The sequence below is a fragment of the Marinobacter sp. L-13 genome, from assembly GCF_056857715.1.
This window is the reverse complement of record NZ_JBSXNQ010000065.1, coordinates 1-23843: the sequence shown is the minus strand read 5'-3', so window position 1 is coordinate 23843 and position 23843 is coordinate 1. Positions and strand designations below refer to the sequence as shown.

17 protein-coding genes and 5 pseudogenes are annotated in these 23843 nt (G+C 56.2%); 16 read left to right on the top strand and 6 right to left on the bottom strand.

All coding sequences use genetic code 11. The features are described from left to right. Nucleotides 1-9: 9 nt before the first annotated feature. The 3 genes from AC13DD_RS17720 to AC13DD_RS17710 are packed head-to-tail and all read right to left on the bottom strand — an operon-like array spanning nt 10 to nt 3810. Nucleotides 10-1620, bottom strand: a complete 1611-nt coding sequence (locus tag AC13DD_RS17720; protein ID WP_273069387.1) for a dihydrolipoyllysine-residue acetyltransferase — start codon at nt 1618-1620, stop codon at nt 10-12. A 26-nt stretch (nt 1621-1646) separates the two neighbouring features. Further along, nucleotides 1647-2624, bottom strand: a complete 978-nt coding sequence (locus AC13DD_RS17715; RefSeq protein ID WP_273018426.1) for an alpha-ketoacid dehydrogenase subunit beta — start codon at nt 2622-2624, stop codon at nt 1647-1649. A gap of 1 nt (nt 2625) precedes the next feature. Further along, entirely contained in the window at nt 2626-3810 is a 1185-nt protein-coding gene (locus AC13DD_RS17710) for a thiamine pyrophosphate-dependent dehydrogenase E1 component subunit alpha (RefSeq protein ID WP_008171137.1), read from the bottom strand. Nucleotides 3811-4087: 277 nt separating this feature from the next. Here AC13DD_RS17710 and AC13DD_RS17705 point away from each other — a divergent pair, with 277 nt between their 5' ends. The 3 genes from AC13DD_RS17705 (at nt 4088) to AC13DD_RS17695 (ending at nt 7930) form a co-directional block, all read left to right on the top strand. Continuing rightward, nucleotides 4088-5557, top strand: coding sequence for a malate:quinone oxidoreductase (locus AC13DD_RS17705; RefSeq protein WP_008171136.1), 1470 nt, complete (start codon nt 4088-4090; stop codon nt 5555-5557). A 29-nt stretch (nt 5558-5586) separates the two neighbouring features. Beyond that, nucleotides 5587-7323, top strand: coding sequence for an isocitrate/isopropylmalate family dehydrogenase (locus AC13DD_RS17700; RefSeq protein WP_008171135.1), 1737 nt, complete (start codon nt 5587-5589; stop codon nt 7321-7323). Between the two features lie 196 nt (nt 7324-7519). After that, nucleotides 7520-7930, top strand: coding sequence for an ACT domain-containing protein (locus AC13DD_RS17695; protein ID WP_008171134.1), 411 nt, complete (start codon nt 7520-7522; stop codon nt 7928-7930). 405 nt (nt 7931-8335) lie between these two features. On the opposite strand, the gene AC13DD_RS17690 is transcribed toward AC13DD_RS17695, so the two are convergent. After that, nucleotides 8336-8929 (bottom strand): Spy/CpxP family protein refolding chaperone, encoded by a 594-nt coding sequence (locus AC13DD_RS17690; protein WP_139043662.1) that lies wholly within the window; start codon nt 8927-8929, stop codon nt 8336-8338. Between the two features lie 197 nt (nt 8930-9126). Here AC13DD_RS17690 and AC13DD_RS17685 point away from each other — a divergent pair, with 197 nt between their 5' ends. From AC13DD_RS17685 to AC13DD_RS17625, 13 genes and pseudogenes are all read left to right on the top strand, one after another. Further along, on the top strand, nt 9127-9282 hold the full coding sequence (locus AC13DD_RS17685) for a hypothetical protein (RefSeq protein ID WP_008171128.1): 156 nt from the start codon (nt 9127-9129) through the stop codon (nt 9280-9282). A 47-nt stretch (nt 9283-9329) separates the two neighbouring features. Continuing rightward, nucleotides 9330-9962 (top strand): protein tyrosine phosphatase-like domain-containing protein, encoded by a 633-nt coding sequence (locus tag AC13DD_RS17680; protein ID WP_008171127.1) that lies wholly within the window; start codon nt 9330-9332, stop codon nt 9960-9962. A 406-nt stretch (nt 9963-10368) separates the two neighbouring features. Next, nucleotides 10369-10609 (top strand): annotated as a pseudogene (locus AC13DD_RS17675) (MarR family transcriptional regulator); the annotation flags it as partial. 188 nt (nt 10610-10797) lie between these two features. Next, nucleotides 10798-12153, top strand: a complete 1356-nt coding sequence (locus AC13DD_RS17670; protein WP_482931537.1) for an MBL fold metallo-hydrolase RNA specificity domain-containing protein — start codon at nt 10798-10800, stop codon at nt 12151-12153. A gap of 175 nt (nt 12154-12328) precedes the next feature. Beyond that, a complete protein-coding gene (locus tag AC13DD_RS17665; protein WP_482931536.1) occupies nt 12329-13291 on the top strand; it encodes an HlyD family secretion protein in 963 nt (320 codons plus the stop codon). Nucleotides 13292-13297: 6 nt separating this feature from the next. Then, the gene (locus AC13DD_RS17660) at nt 13298-15028 is read left to right on the top strand and encodes an ATP-binding cassette domain-containing protein (protein ID WP_104272407.1); all 1731 of its coding nucleotides are present in this window, start codon (nt 13298-13300) and stop codon (nt 15026-15028) included. Continuing rightward, a complete protein-coding gene (locus tag AC13DD_RS17655) occupies nt 15025-16119 on the top strand; it encodes an ABC transporter permease (protein WP_008172528.1) in 1095 nt (364 codons plus the stop codon). Before AC13DD_RS17660 ends, AC13DD_RS17655 begins: the two co-directional genes overlap by 4 nt. Next, nucleotides 16119-17222: an ABC transporter permease gene (locus AC13DD_RS17650; RefSeq protein ID WP_482931535.1), complete on the top strand. Its 1104-nt coding sequence runs from the start codon at nt 16119-16121 to the stop codon at nt 17220-17222. The genes AC13DD_RS17655 and AC13DD_RS17650 overlap by 1 nt, the downstream gene beginning before the upstream one ends. A gap of 165 nt (nt 17223-17387) precedes the next feature. Beyond that, a pseudogene (locus AC13DD_RS17645) lies at nt 17388-17672 on the top strand (hypothetical protein); the annotation flags it as partial. Nucleotides 17673-17695: 23 nt separating this feature from the next. Further along, a pseudogene (locus AC13DD_RS17640) lies at nt 17696-19050 on the top strand (APC family permease). Nucleotides 19051-19077: 27 nt separating this feature from the next. Then, nucleotides 19078-19305 carry a DUF805 domain-containing protein gene (locus AC13DD_RS17635; protein WP_008172241.1) on the top strand — a complete coding sequence of 76 codons (228 nt, stop codon included), beginning with the start codon at nt 19078-19080 and terminating at the stop codon, nt 19303-19305. Then, on the top strand, nt 19305-21812 hold the full coding sequence (locus tag AC13DD_RS17630; protein WP_104272403.1) for a heavy metal translocating P-type ATPase: 2508 nt from the start codon (nt 19305-19307) through the stop codon (nt 21810-21812). The genes AC13DD_RS17635 and AC13DD_RS17630 overlap by 1 nt, the downstream gene beginning before the upstream one ends. A gap of 207 nt (nt 21813-22019) precedes the next feature. Next, nucleotides 22020-22478, top strand: a complete 459-nt coding sequence (locus AC13DD_RS17625; protein WP_008172243.1) for a hypothetical protein — start codon at nt 22020-22022, stop codon at nt 22476-22478. 531 nt (nt 22479-23009) lie between these two features. On the opposite strand, the pseudogene AC13DD_RS17620 reads toward AC13DD_RS17625, so the two are convergent. Then, nucleotides 23010-23219, bottom strand: a pseudogene (locus AC13DD_RS17620) (IS110 family transposase); the annotation flags it as partial. Nucleotides 23220-23235: 16 nt separating this feature from the next. Then, a pseudogene (locus AC13DD_RS17615) lies at nt 23236-23712 on the bottom strand (IS3 family transposase); the annotation flags it as partial. Nucleotides 23713-23843: the final 131 nt, after the last annotated feature.

Below are 23843 nucleotides of genomic sequence, written 5' to 3'. Positions count from 1 at the left end.
GATGAAACGTCAGCCCATATGCAGGAGCATGGTTTGGGGCGATTCCAGGTAGCCCTTCCAGCGGTTGCAGAATCGGGCGATGGTGCCTCCGTCGATAATGCGATGGTCGCCGGCCCAGCTCACGGTCATGATGGCGCGCTCCACCACCTGGCCGTTGGCGTCAAACCGGGGCAGTTTCTGTGTGCGCCCAAGGGCAACGATGGCCACTTCCGGCGCGTTGATAATGGGCGCGGTGTAAGTTCCGCCCAATGCGCCAATGTTGGAGATGGTAATGGTGCCGCCCTTGAGGTCTTCCTGGCTGACGCGGCCGGATCGGGCTGCTTCGGTCAGGCGCGCAACCTCGTCGGCAATGCCCAACAACGAGAGGCTTTCCACGCCTTTGATGTTCGGCACCGTCAGGCCGGCTTTTCCATCCACCGCCATACCGATATTGCACTGGGGCAGGTAGTGAATCTCCGTGACGTCATCGTTGAGCTGGCTGTTAAGTACCGGGAATTCCTGAACTGCCAGGGCCATGGCCTTCATGAAGAAGGGCATGAGCGTCAGCCTTGAGCCCCGCGCTTCTGCCTCCGGTTTCAGTTGTTCCCGCAGCTTGAGCAAATCGGTGACATCAATATCCTCGCTGTAGATAAAGTGAGGAATGGTGGTGGCCGATTTGACCATGCTTTTCGCCATCGCAGCTTTTATTCCGCGGATGGGTTCGACTCGTGCTTCCTGTTCGGCGGCAGGCGCCCTGCGGGCACTGCTGGTGGTGGCCGTTTGCGCATCGTCGGCGGGAGCCTGGTTCTGTGCCTGGACGTGGGCCTGTTTCGGGCCTTCCTCGATATGAGCCAATACATCGGCTTTCAGCACACGGCCATCTTTGCCGGATCCCTGAATATCCGAGAGGTTGAGTTCATGCTCCCGTACGAGGCGGCGAACGGCAGGGCTGGCCGGAATACGCTGTCGGCTGGCCGCAGCGACAGGCGAGGCTGTCGCGGTTGAGAGTTGAGCCGCGGGCTCCGGTTTGATTCTAGCTTCCTCCGGCTCTTCACGATCCCGGGGAATGAACGCAAACAGCGGGGCATGAACCTTGGCCATGGCCTGCTGCTGGTGATAAAGTTTGGTGACGCGCCCGGCTTTAGGGGCGGTAATCTCGACCATGGCCTTGTCGGTCATAACATCCACAACAGGCTGGTCTTCCTCGATTTCGTCACCTTCGGCAACGCGCCATTCCACCACCTCGCACTCAACGATACCCTCGCCGATATCCGGCAGGATAAAGTCTTCGGTGGCGTTATCTTCCGATTCGGCGCCGGAGGCCGGCTTTTTTTCCGCCTCGGGAGCCGGCTTTGCTTCGGCAGGTTCCGGAGAACTGGCCGCTGACGCCTGGCCACTGCTTTCGCTTTCATCCACCAGCTCGAACAGCGGGGCATGGACTTTGGCGATGTCGCCTTCCTTGTAGTAGAGGCGTGTCACGCGGCCTCTGTAGGGTGCCGGAATCTCCACCAGGGCCTTGTCCGTCATTACCTCGGCGACCGGTTGATCTTCTTCAATCACATCGCCTTCGCTAACCAGCCATTTGACCAGTTCACATTCCACGATACCTTCGCCGATATCGGGCAGTATAAAATCACTCATAGTCACTCTCCTGTCCTGATATCAGCCTAGAATTCAACGCTCGCCCTGATGGCCTCATAGACCTTCAGATGGTTGGGCAGGTGCTCTTTTTCCAGCACCAGCGGGAAGGGGGTGTCCATCCCGGTTACCCGTGCGATCGGAGACTCCAGATACAGGAAACAGCGCTCCTGAATCGTGGCGGCGATTTCACCGGCGAATCCGCCGGTCAGGGGAGCTTCGTGGGTGACCACCAGCCGTCCGGTCTTGAACACGGAGTTGGCGACGGTTTCCACATCCCAGGGCAGAATCGTCCTGAGGTCGATGACTTCGCACGAAATGCCATCTTTCTCGGCCCGTTCCACGGCCTGGTCAATCACTTCCATCTGGGCGCCCCAGCCCAGAACCGTCACGTCCGTGCCTTCCTTGGTGACTTCGGCTTCGCCCAGGGGCAGGCGATAGTCTTCATCCGGCACTTCACCCACCGAGGCCCGGTACAGGCGCTTGGGCTCAAAGAACAGGGTCGGGTTGGGATCGTGGATAGCGGCAAGCAGCAGCCCTTTGGCCTGATGCGGGTTGCGCGGTACTACGATTTTCAGGCCCGGGGTATGGGCAAAGTAGGCCTCCGGTGACTGGGAGTGGTACAGGCCGCCGGCAATGCCGCCGCCGTAGGGGGCGCGAATGGTCAGTCCGCCCACGTTGAACAGGTTGCCTGAACGGTAGCGGAACTTGGCGGATTCGTTCACGATCTGATCGAAGGCCGGAAAAATGTAGTCGGCAAACTGGATCTCGGCCACCGGCACCGAACCCTGTGCGGCCAGGCCGTTGGCAAACCCGATGATGCCTTGCTCTACCAGAGGCGTGTTAAAGCAGCGGGCTTTGCCGTATTTCTGTTGCAGGTTGCTGGTGGCACGGAAAACACCGCCAAAGACGCCGACATCCTCACCGAAACACAGCACTCGCTCGTTTTCCGCCATTGCGGTGTCGAGGGCATTGTTGATGGCCTGGAGCATATTCATCTTGGTCATCTCAGGCCCCTCCCTTGGCGTGTTCGGCACTCTTCGGGTATTCGTCCGGGTACCGGCGGATATGCGCCTTTAGTTTGTCGAACTGCTCAGCCAGGGCAGGTGGCACCTCGTCGTAGACATCGCTCACCAATGATTCAAGCGGCGGTGGTGGCCGTTTCTGGGCTCGCTTCATGGTTTCGAGCACTTCCCGGCGCATGTTTTCCTGGAGCTGCTTTTCGTCGTCCTCGCTCCACCATTTCTTGCTTTCCAGCCAGAGGCGCATACGCAGAATCGGATCTTTCTCGCGCCACACGGCTTCTTCATCCTTGCTCCGGTAGCCGGATGGATCGTCGGAGGAGGAGTGGGCAGCCAGGCGATAACTCATGGCCTCAATCAATACGGGGCGGTTGTGTTCCACGGCGAGCTTTCGGGCCTCCTGCGTGGCCTGATACATCGCAAGAATGTCGTTCCCATCCACCCGGATCACGTCCATCTTGTAGCCGTAGGCCCGGGGTGCAACGCCGTCGGCAGCAAACTGTTCGGCGGCCGGCGTAGAAATGGCATACCCGTTGTTGCGGCACAGGAAGATCACCGGTACCCGATGAACCGCAGCCATGTTCAGGGCAGCATGAAAGTCGCCTTCGGAGGCGGCGCCTTCACCAAAATAGGTAACCGTGCAGAGGCCTTCGCCTCGCAGTTTCTGACCATAGGCATAGCCTGCGGCCTGGGGAATCTGGGTGGCCAGCGGCGAGGAAATGGTCATGTAGTTCAGCTTCTTCGAGCCATAGTGGACCGGCATCTGGCGGCCCTTGCCATAGTCCATCTCGTTGCCGAACAACTGGTTCATGAATTCATCAATGGTAAAGCCGCGGTAGGCCAGGGCACCTTGCTCCCGGTACTGCGCCATGATCATGTCGCCATCATCCAGTGCTGCGGCACTGCCGATCACGGCAGCTTCTTCGCCCGTGCACTGCATGTAAAAGCTCAAGCGGCCCTGCCGTTGGGCAGCAAGCATTCGCTCGTCAAGAATTCGGGTAGTGACCATGGCCCGGTATATACGGAGGGCCTTGTCTTTGTCGAGATCAGGAGCTTTGGCGCTCTTGTAGAGCTTGCCGTCCTGTTTCAGGAGCTTGAAGGTGGGAATCCGGAACTCCGCACCGTCGGTAAACACTGGGGAATACACAACTTTGGACTTTGTTGTTGTCATAATCCTCTTCCTGGGGTAGTGGCCTGAGGAACAAACACTCCTTGTGGGAGTGTAGTTAATGTCATTGTAGACAGCCTGGCGAAATCTGGTGTGATTCCCGCCAGTTCATGTTTACCTTAACGTAAACTGCGAAACAGGGGTAGACCCTTCTGTTCAGAAATTTCCTTTGTTAATGAACGCTCGGCACGCGTTTTCCGTGTCTGCCGAAGCGTGCTACCGTCAATACACACACTTTTCCAACCTTGTTCAGACATTCGACTCACGTGGGTAGGTTTTAATGAACGTAATCATCATTGGCGCAGGGATCATGGGCACAACTTTCGCGACCCTCGCGAAAGAACTGGCACCGGAACTGGATATCACCATTCTCGAAAGACTGGACGGCCCCGGGGCAGGCAACTCCTGGGTGTTCAATAACGCCGGAACCGGGCACGAGGCGAATTGTGAGCTGAACTATACGCCGGTGGACGAAGAGGTTATTTCAGTCGAAAAGGCGGTGAAGATTCACGCTCAGTTCAATGTGGCCAAGCAGTTCTGGGCGTACCTGATCCAGAAAGGGGCCATCAAAGACCCCAAATCGTTTATCAACCAGACCAAGCACTGCACCATCGTCTCCGAGCCGTCTATTCAGGAACTGAAGCTCCGGTTCAATGAGATGTCGTCCCACCATTTCTTCGAACAGATGCGTTACTCCGAGGATTTCGACGAGATCAAGAGCTGGATTCCATACACCATGGAGGAGCGGCCCAGACACGAGAAAATGGCGGCGACCGTTATCGAGACGGGCACGGACGTCAACTTTGGCGCCCTCACAGAGCAAATGGCCAAGCATGCTGTTGACGATCTTGGGGTGAAAATTGAATACGGGACGCACGTCAAGCGAGTGCATCGCAGCCCCGCCGGAAGCTGGCTTGTGGAAACCCAGAGCAGGGGCGTTGATCGCCGCTACAAGGCCGACGTTCTTTTCGTCGGTGCCGGCGGCGGTGCCTTCCCGATCCTGAAAAAGAGTCACTTGCCTTTCGCGCGCCGCTTCACCGGTTTTCCCGTCGGCGGACGGTTCCTGCAGGCCGAGATCACCGCCGAACAGGCCGAGCAGTACAGAGCGAAAACTTACGGAAAGGCGAAAGTGGGTGCGCCTCCGATGTCCGTTCCCCATCTGGACCTGCGGGTTTCGGATGATAGGTATTATCTTCTGTTTGGTCCTTTTGCCTCGTTTAAACCGGTGCTGGAGAGGGGCCGGGGGTTCCTGGACTACCTCCGATCCATGCGCCTCCACGATATCCCGAGCTTGCTGAATGTCGCCATTGAGCACTTCCCGTTGGTCAAATATCTGGTTTCAGAGACCTTCAAGGGTGAAAAGAGCATGTTCGAGGAGCTGGACAGTTTCGCACCGGGCATGAGCAAGAAGTTCAACTGGAAAGCGGTTGAGGCCGGGCAGCGGGTTCAGATCATCCGCGATGGAGATCTGCAAATGGGTACAGAGATCCTCGTCTCGAAAGACAAGACCTACGGCACGCTCCTGGGTGCATCGCCTGGTGCGTCGGTATCGCCGGAAGTCATGCTACGTTGCCTTGAACAGCTTTTGCCGTCTATTTTTACCAGTGAGGAAGCCGGCAAAAAGAAAAAAGAGATATTCCCCGAGGACAATCTGGATTTCCTGGCGAAAAATCCCGAGCGTTACCGGGAGATCCGGGATGCCGTCAATGAACGGCTAGGGATCAAGCAGTCGGCATCGCAGCAGGACTGACCAGGCCAACAAACAGCAGGGAGATTTTCATGGACAGTAGAATCAGTGTGACCTCGCCCCTTGTAATCCTTCACGGCGACGAGATGGCTCAGGTTGCGTTTGAACACATTCTCAAGAAGTTTGTGAGCTCACGGCTTGATATTCAGCTTGAGGAAATCGATCTGTCTGCGGAAAACCGGCTGCTGACCAATGGCCAGGTGGTTATTGATGCCATCGATTCGCTCCAACGCCACGGAGTGGGTGTAAAGAACGCTGGCATGACGGTAAACCGCCAGCAGTTGGAGGACTTGCTCAGGAAACACCCGGATGTGGATGGCGAAAATCTGCACCCGCTGGCGACCAAGTCCCCCAATGGTGCGATCCGCAAGGGCATCAGTGGCAATATTACCCGCGAGGATATCCAGTTCCGCAACCTCAACATCCGCCGCCCCCAGTGGGTCGGGCGTGACATTGAGGTGGATACCATGGAATTCGGCGGCATCAAGGACAGCTTTAACCAGCTTTCCCTGGCAACCGGCGTGGTCAAGCTGATGTTTGTGGGCAGCAGCGGCGACCCGGTAGAGCTTCATCGGCGAGAGATTCGCAAAGGCGATCCGTGGCTGCTTGCGACGAATGACATCGAGGATGTGAAAGCCTGGGCGCATCGCTTTTTCCAGCGTGCAATCGCAGAAAAACGAGACGTATACCTCGGCCTCAAGGATACGGTGATCCCCGGCTACGATGGGGCCATGCGCTCGGTGATCGAGGACATCTATCACAGTGACTACAAGAAGCAGATTGAAGACCTGGGGCTGAATTACTACTACGAACTGATTGATGCCCAGGCAGCCCGCATTGTTTCCAATCCGCCGGAGCGTGCGCTCTGGGGTGTGCCGGATAATACCACCGGGCGAAAGCTGCTCAAGCTGGTGAACCAACTCAAGGAATTCGGCATTCCAGGCCGCGGGGCTCATGTGTCCATCTCACGGATGAGCGCTGGGGGCGGCGACCAGTATGGTAGCTTCAACATGGCGGCCAAGGAGGATGGCATTCTCAAGGTGATCGTCGACGGTGACGAGAAGCATGCCCGCCGGGTCAGGAAAGGCGACCCGATGCTGCTCATGTCCAATGACCGGGAAGCCATCAAGGACTGGGTTCTGCAAGTCTTCCGGGATGCCTCCCGCAAGGACAAAGAGGTGTATTTTGGTCTCAAGCGCGAGTACATGGAGTACGACGAAGTCTACAGCGAGGTCATTACCGAAGTGCGCAGGGAACTGGCCAGCGAGCATACACCGCCGCCCTCGTTCATGATCATGCGGCCGTCCAGCCAGCTTAAAAAGATGATCACGGATCCACCGAGAAATGCGCTTTATCCCTCCCAGAACCTCGACGGCGATATCTTCTCGGACATTTCCGCCGCTCTCGGGGGAAGCCTGGCGACGGCCAGTTCAATCATCGAGAGCAAAGACGGAACCATGCTGTTCGAGGCACCCCATGGCACCGCCCATGATCTTTACCTGAAGTATCTCGAGAGCGACGGTAAGGTAGCTCATTTCAACCCGTCGGCCCTGATTTTTGCGCTGGGCAACGCTCTGGAAACCCTGGGTGAGCGGGAAGGCAACGAGCCTTTGAGCCAATACGCCGTTCAATTGAAAGCGGCATTAACCGACACGGTGGACAGCGGCATCGTTACTGCCGATCTGAAAGGAAAAACCGTTGATCCGGAGTCTGAACAAGTGGTGGATATGATTGGCTTTCTGGAGGCGGTGGAAAAAGCGCTCCAGTGAGCGTCTGAATCATCGGAGCGCCGGCTTTCCAACCGTATTTGACGATATTGCCCTGAATCAGCATGCCGCCAAGCTTAACGGTGCCCTGAAAAAGTTAATGGGGAGGAAAAACGAGTATTCTGCTTTGGTAGCCTGCAGAAAGTGCTAAGTTTTTGTTATGACCATGACCATGACCTTTCGATAAAGGATAGTAAACATGATGCGAAGCGAATTTCTTCAGGAATTGATCAAGCAGCTCTCGCCAACACTGGATTCGACAACTTATGTCTACTGCACGGTGCCAAAGGCAAAGTACGGTGAACTGGAACACCTCAAGCCCATTGTCAGCATTGCCGAACTGGAAGGCCTTACCCTGGTCATTCCTCTAGATGAGGCCAAGACCGAAGGCCTGGACTACTACAGAGTATTCCGTCGCATCACTCTGGAGGGCCACTCCAGCCTTGAAGCTCTCGGGCTCACATCTGTCGTCACAAGCCTATTGGCTGAACGGGGCATTACCACTAACGTGATAGCAGGGTTCTATCACGATCACATGTTTGTGCCTAGCGATCGCATTGATGAGGCGATGAGAGCGCTTAAAGAGCTTGCCAGTAATCCGGGTGGCTAGCTTTTATGAGCCAGCGAGTTGGTTGTCGTTCTGCTTATCAACCACCTGAGTTTTGCAGGCGGCGTATCTCAGTGTTACGGCCAGAGCGAAAAATGCAGCCAAGCCGCCAAATAGGGTGATCACAGGGATGACGTTCATAAGTTTGAAAACCTCCAATGGTTTTTCGATGGATCCTGCTTCCGTTTTGCAGAGGCTTCTCCCATCGATCAGTTGCAGCGGGCAAACATCGTTTGTCGATGCATTGTGTTCAAGCTAATGATTAGTGTACTTGAAAGAGGCTTTCACGGACGTATGCAGAAACCATTACTGCACGTATGCAAATACCCGTAGACGACGTTAGAAACTTCTCAACCCGCGACGCTGCCCCGGGTTGATTATCTGAGTGTTCTGCTTGAAAAAGTGAGATCAATTCAACATGAGCCAGCCACCTGAACGCTGAAGCTGAGTTCTCTGCTCGGAGGTCAACAGGTCGCGAATGTCCTGTTGGGCTTCAACCTGTAATTCCGTTATTTCCTTGATGACGTCGAAAACCTTTTGCTGTTGATCATTGATATCGCCCGCATCGAGCTCATCTTCGGCGTAAAGCTCCTGTAACTTGAGCGATTCCTCGTACCTTTGGACCTTCAGTTCCTGAAGATCTGATCGCAGCTCCTTTTCAATCCCAGCAATCTCTTCAAGTTGGCCATCGTCAAGATCAAGCTCCATCGAAGGGCCACGAGGCGTGCCCTGATAGCCGTTCATACCATGATGCATCCCACCTTGATTGTGCATGCCATGATGGCGCGAGTGAGCGCTGTTGCCATGGTGTCCTTGATAACCATTTTTATGAGAGTAGTGGTGCTGCATTCCCTGCGCGGTGCCTCCATTCGGTTGGCTAGTGTCAGGGCCCGATGAAGACGGAGCCGGGCCTTCGTGGGCGTGCGCCGTAAAAGCGGTGGCAGAAAGACCCAGAGAGAGAGCCAGGGCAAGCCAATTGCGCGAAGTTTTCTGGAATTTCATTTTTTGTTCTCGCTGTTTTGTGAATGAACTGAGGGACCCATTCCATATCCCGAGTCTAGTTCATACGAGTTGATTCCAGGATTGGCTGATGTGTCTCGCGCCGTCGTTTTGTAAAAACGTATTGGGCGCAGTATCGTTTACTGCGAGTCTGCACCCGTCAATACCTCGACGAGGCCGGCAATCACGGAGCTATGTCTATGACCAAGTCGATGACGGGCCTGCTTACCGATATACTCGTGGCTGAAGGAAAGCTGGACGACAATGCGCTGGTCTCCTCCATCGTTCCAGAGTTTGCGGACAAGTGCATTTGGATCAGCAACTGTCCGACAGGTGATGTATACACCAGGCGGTAGCCGAATATCTTATGTTGGATTAGAGGGAAGGGTTCCTGGGTTATCTCATGCAGCCAAGCGCAATGAATTGCTACAACATCGTTCAGCTCTGTTTGCAGGGACTGATCTCGCTGGTTTTGATCTTATCAGTCACCGGCACGGTTAACGTTTCCGCTTTGGTGACCGCGATCGGCCTGTCGCAAGGGTTGGCTGTGATTGAGGTGTGGTCGGCTGCCAGAGGCAACACCGGGTCAACGTTTGTCCCAAGCCTCATCCAGGTCGGTGCGCGGATCGCAGTATCTGTTCTCTTATTTTTATTCCTGCCTCTCGGCCCACAGTGGATGATTGTGATTTTGGGCGTGGCCTGGGTCGGCGCGGATACCTTGAGGTATCTGTATTACCTTGAGAAAGCGAACCCTTTGCTGGCCTGGGCACGCTACAGCGGCTTCATCGTGCTTTATCCCATGGGTATGGCGCTGGAAAACATGATAGTCTGGCGCTTGATGCAGCACTATCTCAACGAGCCGTTGTGGTTTTTTCTGCCGTTCTTATCCATCTACCTCGTCTTTGCCGTACAGATGTATCTCTATATGAGGGCTGGCAGACAAACGCGAAAAATAGCGCAAAAACACTCTCAACCTATTGAACTACTGATTTTTTGGTCACCCAACCTCCCGAGTACATGCCATTCTGGCCGATAAGCGGAACTTGGCCTTGTTGTCGACCCCGCATACTCTACCCGACTGGGGACTGACCTTAGCGGATGCGGATTGCCTGGAAGACGTCGTGCCGAAGACCGGGCTGGTTTCGAGTGAAGATGCTACAGCGTTGTGGAGCGCTCGGCGCCAGCTTTTTTAAGCCGGTTGCCGGTCACGGTGCAAGGGTGTCTACCAGGGCGACAATACGCTGAAGGCCTCCTGTCTCTGAAAAAGTGAGGAGTTACCTGTCTCACTGGAAGGAGAAGTTCCTTAGCTGGCCTCGGAATCCGCGTGATGTTGCATATTGATCTGGCGCAAGCCTGATCCCAGATCAATGTGTGACTTATGTTGGCCTCAATGATTAGCTTACGATTTACTGTTACTGAGTCAGCAATAGCAGGACAGCGATATGGACCCACAAATCCCTCGAGATCAGTTTCCTTTCACCAGTGCTCGGGTGGCAAGGCGCTGGCGCAAGTTTACTGGATGAGCGCTTGAAAGACCTTGGGGTTACCCAGGCTCGATGGTTCACCATGGTCTGCCTGCAGCGTGGTGGTGGAGGATTGACCCAGCGGGAGTTAGCCCATTTGATGACCATCGAGAATCCGACATTGGTCCGCCTGCTTGACAGCCTCGAGGAGCAGGGTATGGAGGCTATTCTCTGTGCTGCGGTGCACGGCATCTTTGCCGAGGCTTCGGATCAGTATCTTTTGGCTGCGGGTTTACAGTCTCTGGTGACCACCAACACCATTCCACACAGTACCAACGGTATTGATGTCAGTGAGTTGCTGGCGCCACCGATCAGGCATTTTCTCAATCAGGACAGGAGTAAGAGTCGATGAATATTACATTCCTTGGTGGCGCAGAGACGGTTACCGGATCCAAGTTCCTGATTGAAGCGGGGGAGACGCGGGTTCTGGTTGATTGTGGTTTGTTCCAGGGTTACAAGTGGCTGAGAAAGCGCAACCGGCAGCCATTGCCGCTGGATATAGAATCACTGGACGCAGTGCTTCTGACCCACGCCCACCTGGATCACTCGGGCTATATACCTGTGTTGTACAAGCAGGGGTTTCGAGGGGCGGTTTATACCCACCACGCTACCCGTGATTTGAGTGAAATACTGCTGGCTGATAGCGGCCATCTCCAGGAAGAGGAGGCGCATTACCTCGGCCGCCATAAACTGAGTAAACATGAAACTCCGGAGCCTCTGTATGACCAGGATGATGCGGACGCCTGTATGGAGTTGTTTCAGCCGGTAGACTTTTACGAAGAAGTCCAGCTCGGTGATATACGCTTCCATCTTCGGCCGGTTGGGCACATTCTCGGTGCTGCCTGCATCATTATTGAGACGGAAGGTAAACGCATCGGTTTTTCCGGCGATGTTGGGCGCCTCAACGATATTTTCATGAGGCCACCTGCGCCTCTGCCAGCTCTGGACATGCTGATGCTGGAGTCAACGTATGGCAATCGTCGCCACGACGATGCGGACCCGTTGTCGCAGTTGGCAGACATCGTTAATGAAACCGTCGACAAAGGGGGCAATATATTGATTCCGGCCTTTGCTGTGGGCAGGGCGCAGGTTTTACAGCATATGTTCACTACCCTGATGAAGGCGGGGCGAATTCCAGTGCTTCCAATTTACCTCGATAGTCCCATGGCAATCGATGTTTCCGAGATTTACTGCCGCTACGAGGATCAGCACCGATTGAGCAGTTCCGAGTGCCACGAAATGTGTAGCACCGTTCATTACAGTCGCAGTGTTCAGGACTCCAAGGCGCTGGCTGGCCAGGCATACCCCCACGTAATTATTGCCGGCAGTGGCATGGCAACAGGTGGACGCATACTTCATCATTTCAAGCGCCTCCTGGGCCAGCACCGCACAACTGTTATTTTCGCCGGCTATCAGGCCGGGGGAACACGAGGGGCCAAGATGATTGGCGGAGCGGAAAGGATCAAGATCCACGGCGACTGGATTCCGGTCAAGGCCCGGCTGGAGGTGTTGAGTGGGCTTTCCGGGCACGGGGATTTCGCAGAGATTGAACAGTGGCTTGCTCAGAGTGACCTGGCCCCCGAAACGCCGATCAACCTGATCCACGGTGATCCGGAGGCGCTGGAGGCGCTGAGGGATCACTTGCGTCAGAACACCCGGTTTGAGGTGGATGTGGCAGGCTACCAATCCATTTTGCGTCTTTGACGATGCCCTGACGGCCATCTTCGAGGGCGACCTGAATGAGCCGCTTAAGATCCGGCAACGACCTTGGTCGCGGCGGCTGCCGTGTGCTAGAGTGGGCGATCTCATTGGCTGGAGTGAGAGGCAGTGGCCCTGATCCCGGCTCCAACCTGAACAGTAATGTCATAAGGAGTGTTTGGTGAAATCCCAATCCTGGCTCTGGTCTCTGATAGCGGTGTTGGTGCTCGCCGGCGGTTCTTATGGGGTTTTTGTTCTGTTTGGGGAAGAGCCCTTGCCGCAGGGAATCGTCTATGGCAATGGCCATATCGAGGGGCGGGAAGTGCGGATCGCGGCCGAAGTGGCCGGTCGGGTCATCGAGCACCATCTCGCGGAAGGCAGCAAGGTTTCGGCTGGCGACACGGTAGCCGTGATCGACCCCGCCGATGCCAGAGACCGCCTGCGCTCGGCACAGGCCGAGCTGGCCTCGGCGCGGGAAGTCCGTGACGGCTTCGACAGCCAAATCACCACCTGGCGTCATCATCTCAAGAATGCCGAGAAACAACGGCAGCGGATCCGGGACTTGCGGTCCCGCAATCTGGCCAGCTCGAGTGATCTGGATCAGGCGGAAAATGCCGTCAGTGAGGCCCGGGGCCGACTTGAGTCTCTCCAGCGGCAGAAGGATGCCGCCGAAGAACAGGTGGCTGCAAGTGCGGCGCAGGTGGCACTGGCTGAATCGCAACTGGACAAAGCGGAGGTTGCCGCGCCGCTCTCCGGAACCATCCTGATCCGGGCGGTGGAGACGGGAGAGGTTGTCGATACCGGCCAGCCGCTGGCCACGATGGTGAATCTGCAGCAGCTCGAACTCAAGGTTTATGTCCCCGGTGATATCCTCAACCGGATCAGCTTGGGGGATCCCGCCAGAATCCGCGTGGACGGTTTGCCCGGGGACTTTTCCGCCAAAGTCGGCAGGATTGACGATTTCGCCCAGTTCACCCCCCGCGATGTCCACATGCCCGACGAGAGAGTTCGGATGGTCTATGGCGTTACCCTGGTGCTGGATAATCCGGCCGATGCTCTGAAACCGGGTATGCCGGCAGATGCCTGGATTCGCTGGGATCCGGACGCCGAGTGGCCAGCGACCCTCTCGGTTCCGGCGCGCTGAGCCGTCATGTCTTCCCCGGAACCCATCGTCGCCAAAGGCCTTGGCCGCCAATTCGGAGACAATGTTGTCATCGAGCCACTGGATGTTTCCGTTGATCGCGGCCAACGAGTGGGCATTGTCGGTGCTGATGGCGCTGGCAAGACGACGCTGTTACAGATGTTGGCTGGCATCCTGGACCCCACTGTGGGGGAATGCCGGGTCCTGGGCTTCGATACCCGTCGTGAGGCCAAGCAGGTTGCTGCCCGGATTGGCTATATGTCCCAGGGATTTACGCTTTACGATCGACTCAGCGTCAAGGAAAACCTGAGCTTTGCCGCTCGCATCCGGGATGTGCCCGACGAACTCTATCGGGAGCGTTCAGAAAGGTTGCTATCCATGTCGGGGCTTGGCCGCTTTACTGACAGGCCCGCCGCCAAACTGTCCGGTGGCATGCGGAAAAAGTTGTCGCTATGTACCAATCTGGTCCATGAACCGGAGCTGCTGATCCTTGACGAACCGGGGCTCGGCGTCGACCCCCTGTCCCGGCGCCATCTCTGGACCATGCTCGACCGCTTCCGGTCGCAGGGCCTGACCATGGTTGTGGCTACCTCCTACATGGACGAGGCGGAGCGCTGCGACAGGATACTGCTGCTGGAACAGGGCCGCGTTCTTGCGGATGGGTCGCTGGAAGAGCTGCTGAGGCCCGCCGCCGGAAGGGTGTTCACTGTAAATGCTGGAGATACCGGACGAGGCTTGCGGGAGTTGTCCGGCATCCTGGCTCAAATTGACAGCGTCCATTCAGTGCAGTGGTTGCCGGATCACCTGCGACTGGTGATGAACGCGGACATCGCTGAAAACCAGCTCGCCGAGTTATTGCCCGAGGGAACCCACCTGGCGGCGGCCGAGCCCCGGCTCGAGGATCTGTTTGTGCTGCGGACGGACAGGAGGGCCGGCGAGCAGCAGTTTCCGGAATTGGCCCGGCAAGACAGGGGAAAAGAGGAAGGGCTGGTGGCCACCGGCCTGAGCGTCCGCTTCGGACATTTCAAGGCCGTTGACCGGGTGAGTTTCGAGGCGCCATCTGGCGAACTGCTTGCGTTGCTGGGGCCCAACGGGGCGGGCAAGACAACCCTGATCAGGGCCTTGTGCGGGCTGGTGGCCATCGATGAGGGCAACGCCCGGGTGGCCGGGGTGAGCTCCGGCGGGGGTAGCACCGCATTGCGCCGGCAAATTGGTTATATGTCACAACGGTTTTCACTCTATCTGGAACTGACCCCCTGGGAGAATCTCCGCTTCTTTGCCAATGCCTACGGCCTGGCCGGAGGCGCGGCGCGGGCTGCGATCGACTGGGCCAGGGAAGTAACGGGGCTGACAGATATTCCCGACAAGCTCACCGGTGATCTTTCAAGTGCCTTGCGCCAGCGTCTGGCGCTGGCCTGCAGCCTGCTTCACCGGCCCCGGGTCTTGTTCCTTGATGAGCCCACCTCGGGTGTCGATCCCGTCGCCCGGTACCTTTTCTGGCGGGTTATCCGTGAGCTGGCCGCCAGCGGTATGACCGTGCTGGTCACTACCCACTACCTGGAGGAAGCGGCCTATTGTGATCGTTTGGCGTTAATGCTGGACGGGCGGCTGCTTGCACACGGTAGCCGATCATCGCTGAATCATTCGCTCGGCCTCGAAGCCGACGCCACGGTGGAGATGCTCTTCACGGCGGCCATAGAACAGGCGGGAACGGCCAATTCCCGGGCGTTGGGACCATGAAGGCTCATCGGCTTGGAGCCCTCATCGTCAAGGAAAGTCGCGAGCTGATTCGCGACCCGGTTACCATTGCGTTGGCCGTGATCATGCCGCTGATCATGCTTTTTCTGTTCGGCTATGCGGTCAATCTGGATGTGGAACAGGTTGCCGTGGGCATTTACGATCTGGACAACACGCCGGCAAGCCGCGACCTGTCAGCCCGTTTCGACAGCTCGCGGTATTTTCAATTAGAGCAGAAAACGACCGATCTCCGCGATCTGGAGTCGGCACTGCAAAGCTCGACCATCAGCATGGGCGTGGTGATTCCAGCCGGCTTGGCCCGGCAACTGCTCAGAGGCGACGAGGCGCCTGTCCAGGTGATCGTGGACGGCGGCTATCCTGTTCTGGGTCGATTGGCATCGGCCTATGCCGAGGCGGTAATCGCAAATTTCCCCGCCCCGCGTCAGAGCGCCGTCCGGGTCCAGGCCAGGGTCTGGTTCAATCCCTCCCTGCGCAGCGTCAATTTCGTCATCCCCGGGTTATTTGCCGTGATCCTGATGGCGTTCCCACCCCTGCTGACCGCCCTGGCGATCGTGCGTGAGAAAGAGACCGGTACGATTGAGCAGATCTATGCATCGCCGGTCACCTCAACCGAGTTTGTTGTCGGCAAGCTGGTGCCCTACGGTCTGGTGGCTTTCCTGGAGATTCTTATGGTCATGGTGGTGGGGTTTGCCTGGTTTCAGGTCCCCATTGCCGGCAGCCCGATACTGCTGCTGACGTCCGCTTTCGTTTATGTGCTGACCACGGTGGGTATCGGCCTGTTGGTCTCATCCCTGGTCCGTACCCAGTTGGCGGCCATGTTGATAACGCTGATTGTCACCTTGATGCCGTCGTTTTTGTTTTCCGGTTTTCTGTTCCCTCTGTTCACCATGCCTCTTGCCCTGCAACTGTATAGCTGGCTTTTCCCTGCCGGTTATTTTATGGAAATCTCCCGGGGCATCGTACTGAAATCAGCCGGCCTTGAAGCCGTTCTGCCAAATCTGATGATGTTGATCGTCTATACGGTCCTGGTATTTGTCTTCGCGGCCTGGCGAATGAAGCAGAAGGTGGCCTGATGGGAATTGCCTTATTTGGTTTGTTGCGCAAGGAGCTCGTGCAGTTCTTTCGTGACCGGTTGATACTGACCCTGATACTTTGGCTTTACACCATTGAAGTCGTCATTTGTGCCGTTGCGCTCAGTTTTGATGTAAGCCACCTGCCCCTGGCGGTGGTGGACGAGGATCGCAGCGCCTTGAGTCGCTCGTTGATCCAGAAATTTGCGGTGAGCGAAACCTTCGACCTGAAATTTCAGGAAACCCGTGTGGCAACCGCCACTGACCTCCTGGAGAAAGGCGATGCCACCATGGTGTTGGTCGTTCCCGCCGGGTTCGAAGGTGCTCTTCTCGCTGGCAAGAGTGCTCAGCTCCAGTTGCTCCAGGACGGCACCAATTCCAACATTGCCGCCAATGCCGTCAATGATGCTCTGCAGATCGTCCAGCGCCAGGAGCGCGAAGCGCTCCCTGCTGCCGGGAAGAAGGGGGTCGCGGTACCCCTGATCCGTATCTGGTATAACCCCGATCTGACAACATCGGGTTTTATCGTGTTATCGATGATTGCTCTGGCCGGTATGATGGTGGGCGTTATTCACCCGGCCGCCTCTATTGTCCGGGAAAAGGAGCGAGGCACTATCGAGCAGCTGCTGGTGACGCCCATTTCCACCCTGGAACTGTTCCTGGCCAAGGTCACACCCACGCTGATCATGGGCGTACTGTCCATCTTTCCGAGTTTGGTGATTGTCAGAGTCTTTGATGTGCCCCTTCAGGGCAGTCTGCTTTTATTTCTGGTGCTGACCGCCATCTTTTTGCTCAGTGCGATTGCGCTGGGCGTACTGATTGCCGCCTACAGCCGGACCCTTCAGCAGGCGTTGCTGCTCTCCTTTTTCGGACTTTTCCCGCTGATGTTCCTGTCGGGCAGTTTGACGCCGGTAGAAGCCATGCCGCCTTTCCTGCAAAGCCTCTCCCTGCTGAGTCCACTGCGTTATTACATGGATATCATCGTCGGTATTTTCCTCAAAGGCGCCGACCTGGCGGTTCTCTGGGATGAGGCTCTCGCCTTGCTGGTAATCGGTGTCACGCTGTTTATTTTCTCCCTTTGGGTCTTTCGACGCCGGGTACAATGAGATCGGTTGGGTGAGTGCCTGACGTTTGTCGCTACACGGCCAAGAGGATACGGCGCATAGGCATCAGGATTACCGTGATTATTCATTTTCATCAGTAACCTGAATCAATGGGATGGACTCCTCCTCACCTCACCGGCATCTACGTGCCAAAATGGTGAGTGATTTGGCGAGAGTCAGTGGGGCGATTTCATCCATGAACTCAACCATCATCCCTGTGTTGATTTTGCCGAGCGCAAACCGAACAACCAGCTGCATGTCGTCTACGATGGAACCCATTGGTCTCTTGACGAGTTAATGGAACTGATCAAAACCCACGGAGGCGGGTTGCAGGCCGGGTGGTGGACCCAGCGGAAACTGGCGTGGTGTCGGTTTACAGACGACAATGTTCGGGCCAACGCAAAACATGATCCGTTTTGCTGTTCCAAAATCCCACCTATGAAGCGTAAATAGAAACGACAATAACCGGAGGTTGAATGAGCAGGGAGCAAGACAGAACCACTCGCTATCAGGAAGGCAGTCTCACCCTGCCAGGAACCGTCATGCTGGGTACCGGCGTCATGATAGGCGCTGGTATTTTTGCGTTGACCGGACAGATGGCACAGATGACGGGCGTTCTGTTCCCCCTGGCGTTTCTGGCGGCCGCCGTGATCGTCAGCTTCAGTGCTTATTCCTACATCAAAATTTCCGATGCGTACCCGTCTGCGGGCGGTATCGGCATGTACTTACACAAGGCCTACGGAAACCGGCTGCCGACCGCATTTAACGCCTTGCTGATGTACTTTTCCATGGTGATCGCCCAGAGTTTTCTGGCCCGCACGTTCGGCTCCTACACCATGCAGCTCTTCGGTGGCGACGAAAGCGGGCGAATGGTGCCCATTCTCGGGGTGTCACTGATCCTGGCAGCGTTTCTCATAAATCTGCTGGGTAACCGGATGATTCAGGGTGTGGCTTCCTTTATCGGCGTCCTGAAAATCGGCGGCATACTGATTTTCGGGTTGGTGGGGGTATGGGTCGCCGACTCCATATCGGTTGACTTCTCGAATCCCGGAGAGGCCGGAACTGTGGGCAACTTCCTTGGAGCAACCGCGCTCGGAATTCTAGCTTTCAAGGGCTTCACCACCATTACCAACAGCGGCTCCGAAGTAATAGACCCCAAGCGGAACGTAGGACGGGCGATCATTATTTCCATTGCAGCCTGCGTGGTGATCTATACGTTGGTTGGTTTTGCTGTTGCCAGCAACTTGTCCCTGGCCGAGATTATCGAGACACAGGACTACTCCCTTGCCGCCGCCGCCCGCCCGGCACTGGGGGAGTACGCCGTGTGGTTCACCGTTGCCATTGCCATGATGGCTACTGCCGGAGGCATTCTGGCCAGCATTTTGCGGTGTCCCGGATGCTGGCGATGCTGACGGAAATGAAACTGGTCCCCCACCGGCATTTCGGCATGCCAGGCAGTATTCAGAAGCACACCCTGGTTTATACAGTGGTCCTGGGGCTGGTCCTGACGGCCTTTTTTGACCTCTCCCGGATTGCTGCGCTGGGTATCGTGTTCTACCTGGTAATGGATGTTGCGATTCACTGGGGTGTTCTTCGTTATCTACGCGAAGACGTGAAGGCCAGCGCCTGGGTGCCAGTCATGGCCATTTTGCTGGATTTGCTCGTTCTTGGGGGCTTTGTGTGGGTCAAGCTGAATACGGACCCGTTTGTCATCGGTGTTGCGGTGGCCACCATGATCGTTATTGCAGTGGCAGAGCAGATTTTTTTGAAAAAGTCCGAGAATTCCCGGCAATCGGGAGATGAGGAATCTCATGCTCATGATCACCATTAACCGGCATTCGACGTGGAGGGCAGTGCTATGATGGAAGATAATATGTTTGGCAACACCATGTGGGCAGGGCACTGGCTGTGGATGCTGGTGATTGCCATTGTAGTTGTGATTCCGGCCTGGCGTATTTGCCAGCGTACCGGGTATCCGGGCTGGATGGGCTTCCTGATACTGATTCCCATCGTCAATCTCGTATTACTTTATTTCATAGCGTTCAGTGACTGGCCAAGCAACAGAAACAATGACGGGAGATCTTGATGAACAGTACGAAAACACAGGCACCGCAAAGGCAAAGGGACCTTGAGCTGATTGTGCCGGGAATGGGGTCAGACCACTGCGCCGGCATTATCAACAAAACGATTGGCCGCTTGGACGGAATCGACCAGATAGAGACTAACATTGCCAAACATAAGGTGAGTGTTCGCTCCCTTGCGTCGGGGCCTGACGGGGAAGCCTTAAAACACGCTGTGGAGGGTGCCGGTTACGATGTGGCCTCCGTGAGGGAAGTGGGTGGCAGGACTTTCAGGGTCACGGTACCCGGAATGGGGTCCGACCATTGTGCGGGTATTATCAAGAGTACGCTTGCGCGACACGACGGCGTGCAGACGACGTCAACCAACATAGCCAATCACACAGTGAGCGTGGTAGTCGGCTCGGATGGGCCGACAGAAAATGAGCTGAAAGAGCTGATAGAGGGCGCCGGATATGATGTTGCTGCTGTCGCTCTTGAGGGAGATGCCAGTCAGGAGGAGGACTCGGCCGTTGAAGAGGCCTATCTGAAGCTTGCATTACGCAGGTTCTGGATCGCTGCGGTACCGACAACACTGATCATGGTGTTGATGATGTTTCATATGTTCTGGCAGCCCATTCCGGGGTATCTGGCTATTATTGCAGTGCTCGGCTTCCCGGTAGTGTTTTTTTATGGCGGTGCCGCTACCCACAAGGCTTCCTGGCGTTCACTGAAGAATGGCACCTTCAACATGGATGTGCTCATTTCCATGGGCAGCCTTCCCCCCTACCTGATTGGTCTGGTGGGCTTTGTCTATCCGATGACCTCTTTCATCGAAATGGCCGTTACCATCATGACCTTCCATATGCTTGGTCGGTACCTGGAAGCAAAAGCCAAGGGCAAGGCCTCGGAGGCCATCCGGAAATTGCTCACCCTCGGCGCTAAGACCGCCCGCGTGGAACGGGAAGGGGAAGAGGTCGAAATTCCCGTGAAGGATTTGGCTCCAGGCGACATCATGATTGTCCGGCCCGGTGACAAGGTGCCCACTGATGGTGAAGTGGTGGATGGTGAGAGTCATCTGGATGAATCCATTGCCACTGGCGAGTCTGTCCCGGTATACAAAAGCACGGGAGACACGGTTATTGGTGCCACCATCAACAAGGAAGGTCGCCTGAGAGTCAAGGCTACCCGTGTTGGTGGTGATACCTTTCTGGCCCAGGTGGTGAAACTGATCGACGAGGCTCAGGGCTCCAGGGTGCCAATCCAGGAGTTTGCTGACCGCATGACCGGTCGCTTCGTGCCGCTGGTTCTTGTTATTGCCCTGGGCAGTCTTGTGGTCTGGCTGTTTGCAGGCGATACACTCCGACCAATCCTTGAATGGGGCGCCGCTTTCCTGCCGTGGGTAGACCCGACGGCGGCCACGCCGGTGCTGGCTATCCTGGCGGCTATTGCTGTGCTGGTAATTGCCTGCCCCTGTGCATTGGGGTTGGCAACGCCGACTGCGCTGATGGTGGGTTCGGGCGTCGGCGCCGAGCGGGGCATCCTGATTCGTTCTGGAGAGGCCATTCAGACCTTCAAGGACGTCAAGGTAATGGTCCTCGATAAAACGGGCACCATTACCAGGGGTGAGCCGAAGCTTACCGATGTAGTACCCGCCGACGGCGTTTCGGAGACCGAACTGCTGGAGCTTGCCACCGCGGTAGAAAATGCTTCTGAGCATCCCATCGCCCGTGCCATTGTGGACGGTGCCCGGGAACGTGGTATCAAACCCGGGAACGTTGTTGATTTCCGCTCCACCGGCGCCAGAGGTGTTTCGGGAAGGGTCGGTGAGAGCACCGTGCTGATTGGTAACCGCCTCTTGCTGGAAGAGCAGGGCGTTAATGGACTGGAGGCCCTGGACAAGAGTCTTTCCGACCTTGAGGATCAGGGCAGAACTGCCGTTATTGTTGCCCGTGACGGCAAGGCCTACGGCATTGTCGCGGTAGCCGACACGCTCAAGGACGAATCGGTGGCCGCCATTCGGGCCATGCACGAGCAAGGACTGTATGTTGTGATGATTACTGGTGACAACGAGCGTGCAGCCAACGCGGTTGCCCGCGAAGTAGGCATCGACGAGGTTCGCGCCGGGGTGTTGCCGGAAGGTAAGGTGGATGCCATTCGGGAACTGCAGGAAAAGTACGGCAATCATGTTGCCATGGTGGGTGATGGCATTAACGACGCCCCGGCACTCAAACAGGCTAACGTAGGCATTGCCATAGGCGCTGGTGCGGATGTGGCTATCGAAGCTGCTGACGTTACCCTGGTCCGTGGCGAATTATCTGGTGTTGTTGACGCCATGGTGCTGTCACGTGCGACCTTCAAAAAGATCGTTGAGAACCTCCTATGGGCCAGTGGATACAACGCTGCGGCTATTCCTATAGCTGCGGCGGGGCTGCTGCATCCGATGATTGGTGTAGTGGCGATGACTGTCAGCTCGCTCTCGGTCATTGGTAACTCAATGTTACTGCGTCGGCGTTACGAGAAGGATCACCGGTAGGCCGGATGAGCTCTGCTGCTGGGCCGGACGCAGTGCAAAGCGCGGTGATGAGCGAACAATTTGCCATTGGCTGCATCGGCCTGGGTGCGGGGGTCATTGCGTTCGCTATGCCCGGTGGAGTGCATTGGAGTCGAGTAAAGGCCCCTGTTCGGAAACAGCGTTTAAGTGTATTTTTTAAAGTATACCTTCCGCGAGGGATGAGCCCGTATGGATATCAAAACACTCGGAGAGCTAATTGACTGGACGAGCAAGCTCCACTCGCACTTGGCGCGGTGTCTGTCCCATTGTGAAACAAAGCACGAAGACAAGCAGGCAAGGGCCCTGTTGGACTATCTGGCCACCCATGAATCTGAAATCGAGCGCATTGTGAGGGAGTTTGAGCGCCAGGGAGATGCGAAGGCATTGGAGAGTCGCGTTTACGATTATCTATCTCATGATCCCATAAAAACCCATCGGACCTGCGACGAGCCATACGTGAGGCTTGATATTGCTGGCATCTGCCGTGAAGTGTTCGACGTCCACGAGCAAATTCTTGATCTCTATCAGACCCTTGTCGAAAAAGCCGAAATTCCCGAAGCACGGGAGCTGCTCCAGTCGCTCCTGACCTTGGGAGAGAATGAAACCAAGCGCCTGGCCCGCCAGATTGGCCGTATGGATGATTTCTGACTGTGTTTGATATCTGCGACAGTGCGCAGCTCAGTACCACTTGTTAACACTGAATCTCGGCCAACCACCCTCCGTCTAATAGGGGGGGGTACAAACTCCAAAATCGGCCGCCCCCCTTAAATTACGGCCCAGTATTCAAGCCTGAAAACCCCTGAAAGCCACGTGGCACAAGGGATACGGGCGAACGCATGGCATTACAGGCTGTGTCATAGCCAGTGGCTAAACAAGGGGGGGACCCGCGTGCGGCGGGTTCCTTGTTGGCCGAATAGACGACCAAGCAAAGTACTAAACCCGTGAAACAGAGAATCAGAGGGTTACGGCACGATTTCCACACAAAGTGCTAAACAAACTTAAAGTTGATTCTAGAATAGGGCGCTGGCCTGGGCTTCCACACAAAGTGCTAAATTCGGCGTCCGACTCGGAGTTTGGAATAGTCTCGCTGGAACGGAAAGATTGGAGGCAAACAACAAGCCTTGTAAGCAGGGGACGCAATTAAACAATAGCGAACATTGGTGAGTACGTGATCCAAGCATCGTGGCTAAGTTTGGTTAACTCCCGAGCCCAGTAATGGGCACCGGAACAGGCCTCCATGCCGATCAGGCACGGTGGCAGTTACGCGAAGAACGCCAGCAGCTTAGGGCGATTGAGCCGTTTACGAACCACGGCCTTGCCGTCTTGATTGGTGCCGTGAATACTGAACACAGTTTTCGCCAGATCAATGCCAATGGTTGTAACATTCATGATGACCCTGTAGTGGTCAACTAATCCCGGACAGTATTTTAAGGTTTTCCTCAGCGGCAACGGGAGAAATACCACCGTTGAACGTGTGAGGTCGTTGCCGGTTGTAGTAGTCCATCAGATAGCCACCAACATCTTTTTTGGCCTCAGGCAGGTTCCGATATCCCAAGGCCGGTATCCACTCAGATTTCAGGCTCCTGAACAGCCTCTCCATCGGTGCGTTGTCCCAGCAGTTGCCACGTCGGCTCATGCTTTGTGTCATTCGATAGCGCCATAGTCTCTGACGGAACTTACGGCTTGCATACTGGCTTCCCTGGTCCGAATGGAACATAACTTTCTCTGGGTGACCGCGCAGTTCCCAGGCGTGGTCCAGAGCTTTGACGACCAGATCTGCATCCGGACTGGATGACAACGCCCAACCAACAACGCGGCGAGCATACAGATCCAGCACGACAGCCAGATAACTCCACCGCTGGCCGCTCCAGAGTAGAGTAAGAGGCAGGGCGTAGTCGAACTATCTCCCTGCCTCTCCTCTCCGAACCGGACGTGCACCTTTCAGCGCATCCGGCTCTCCGCTTAAACGCTGGCGAAGGCCATAGCAACTTCGGGAAAGCGAGAGGTCCACGT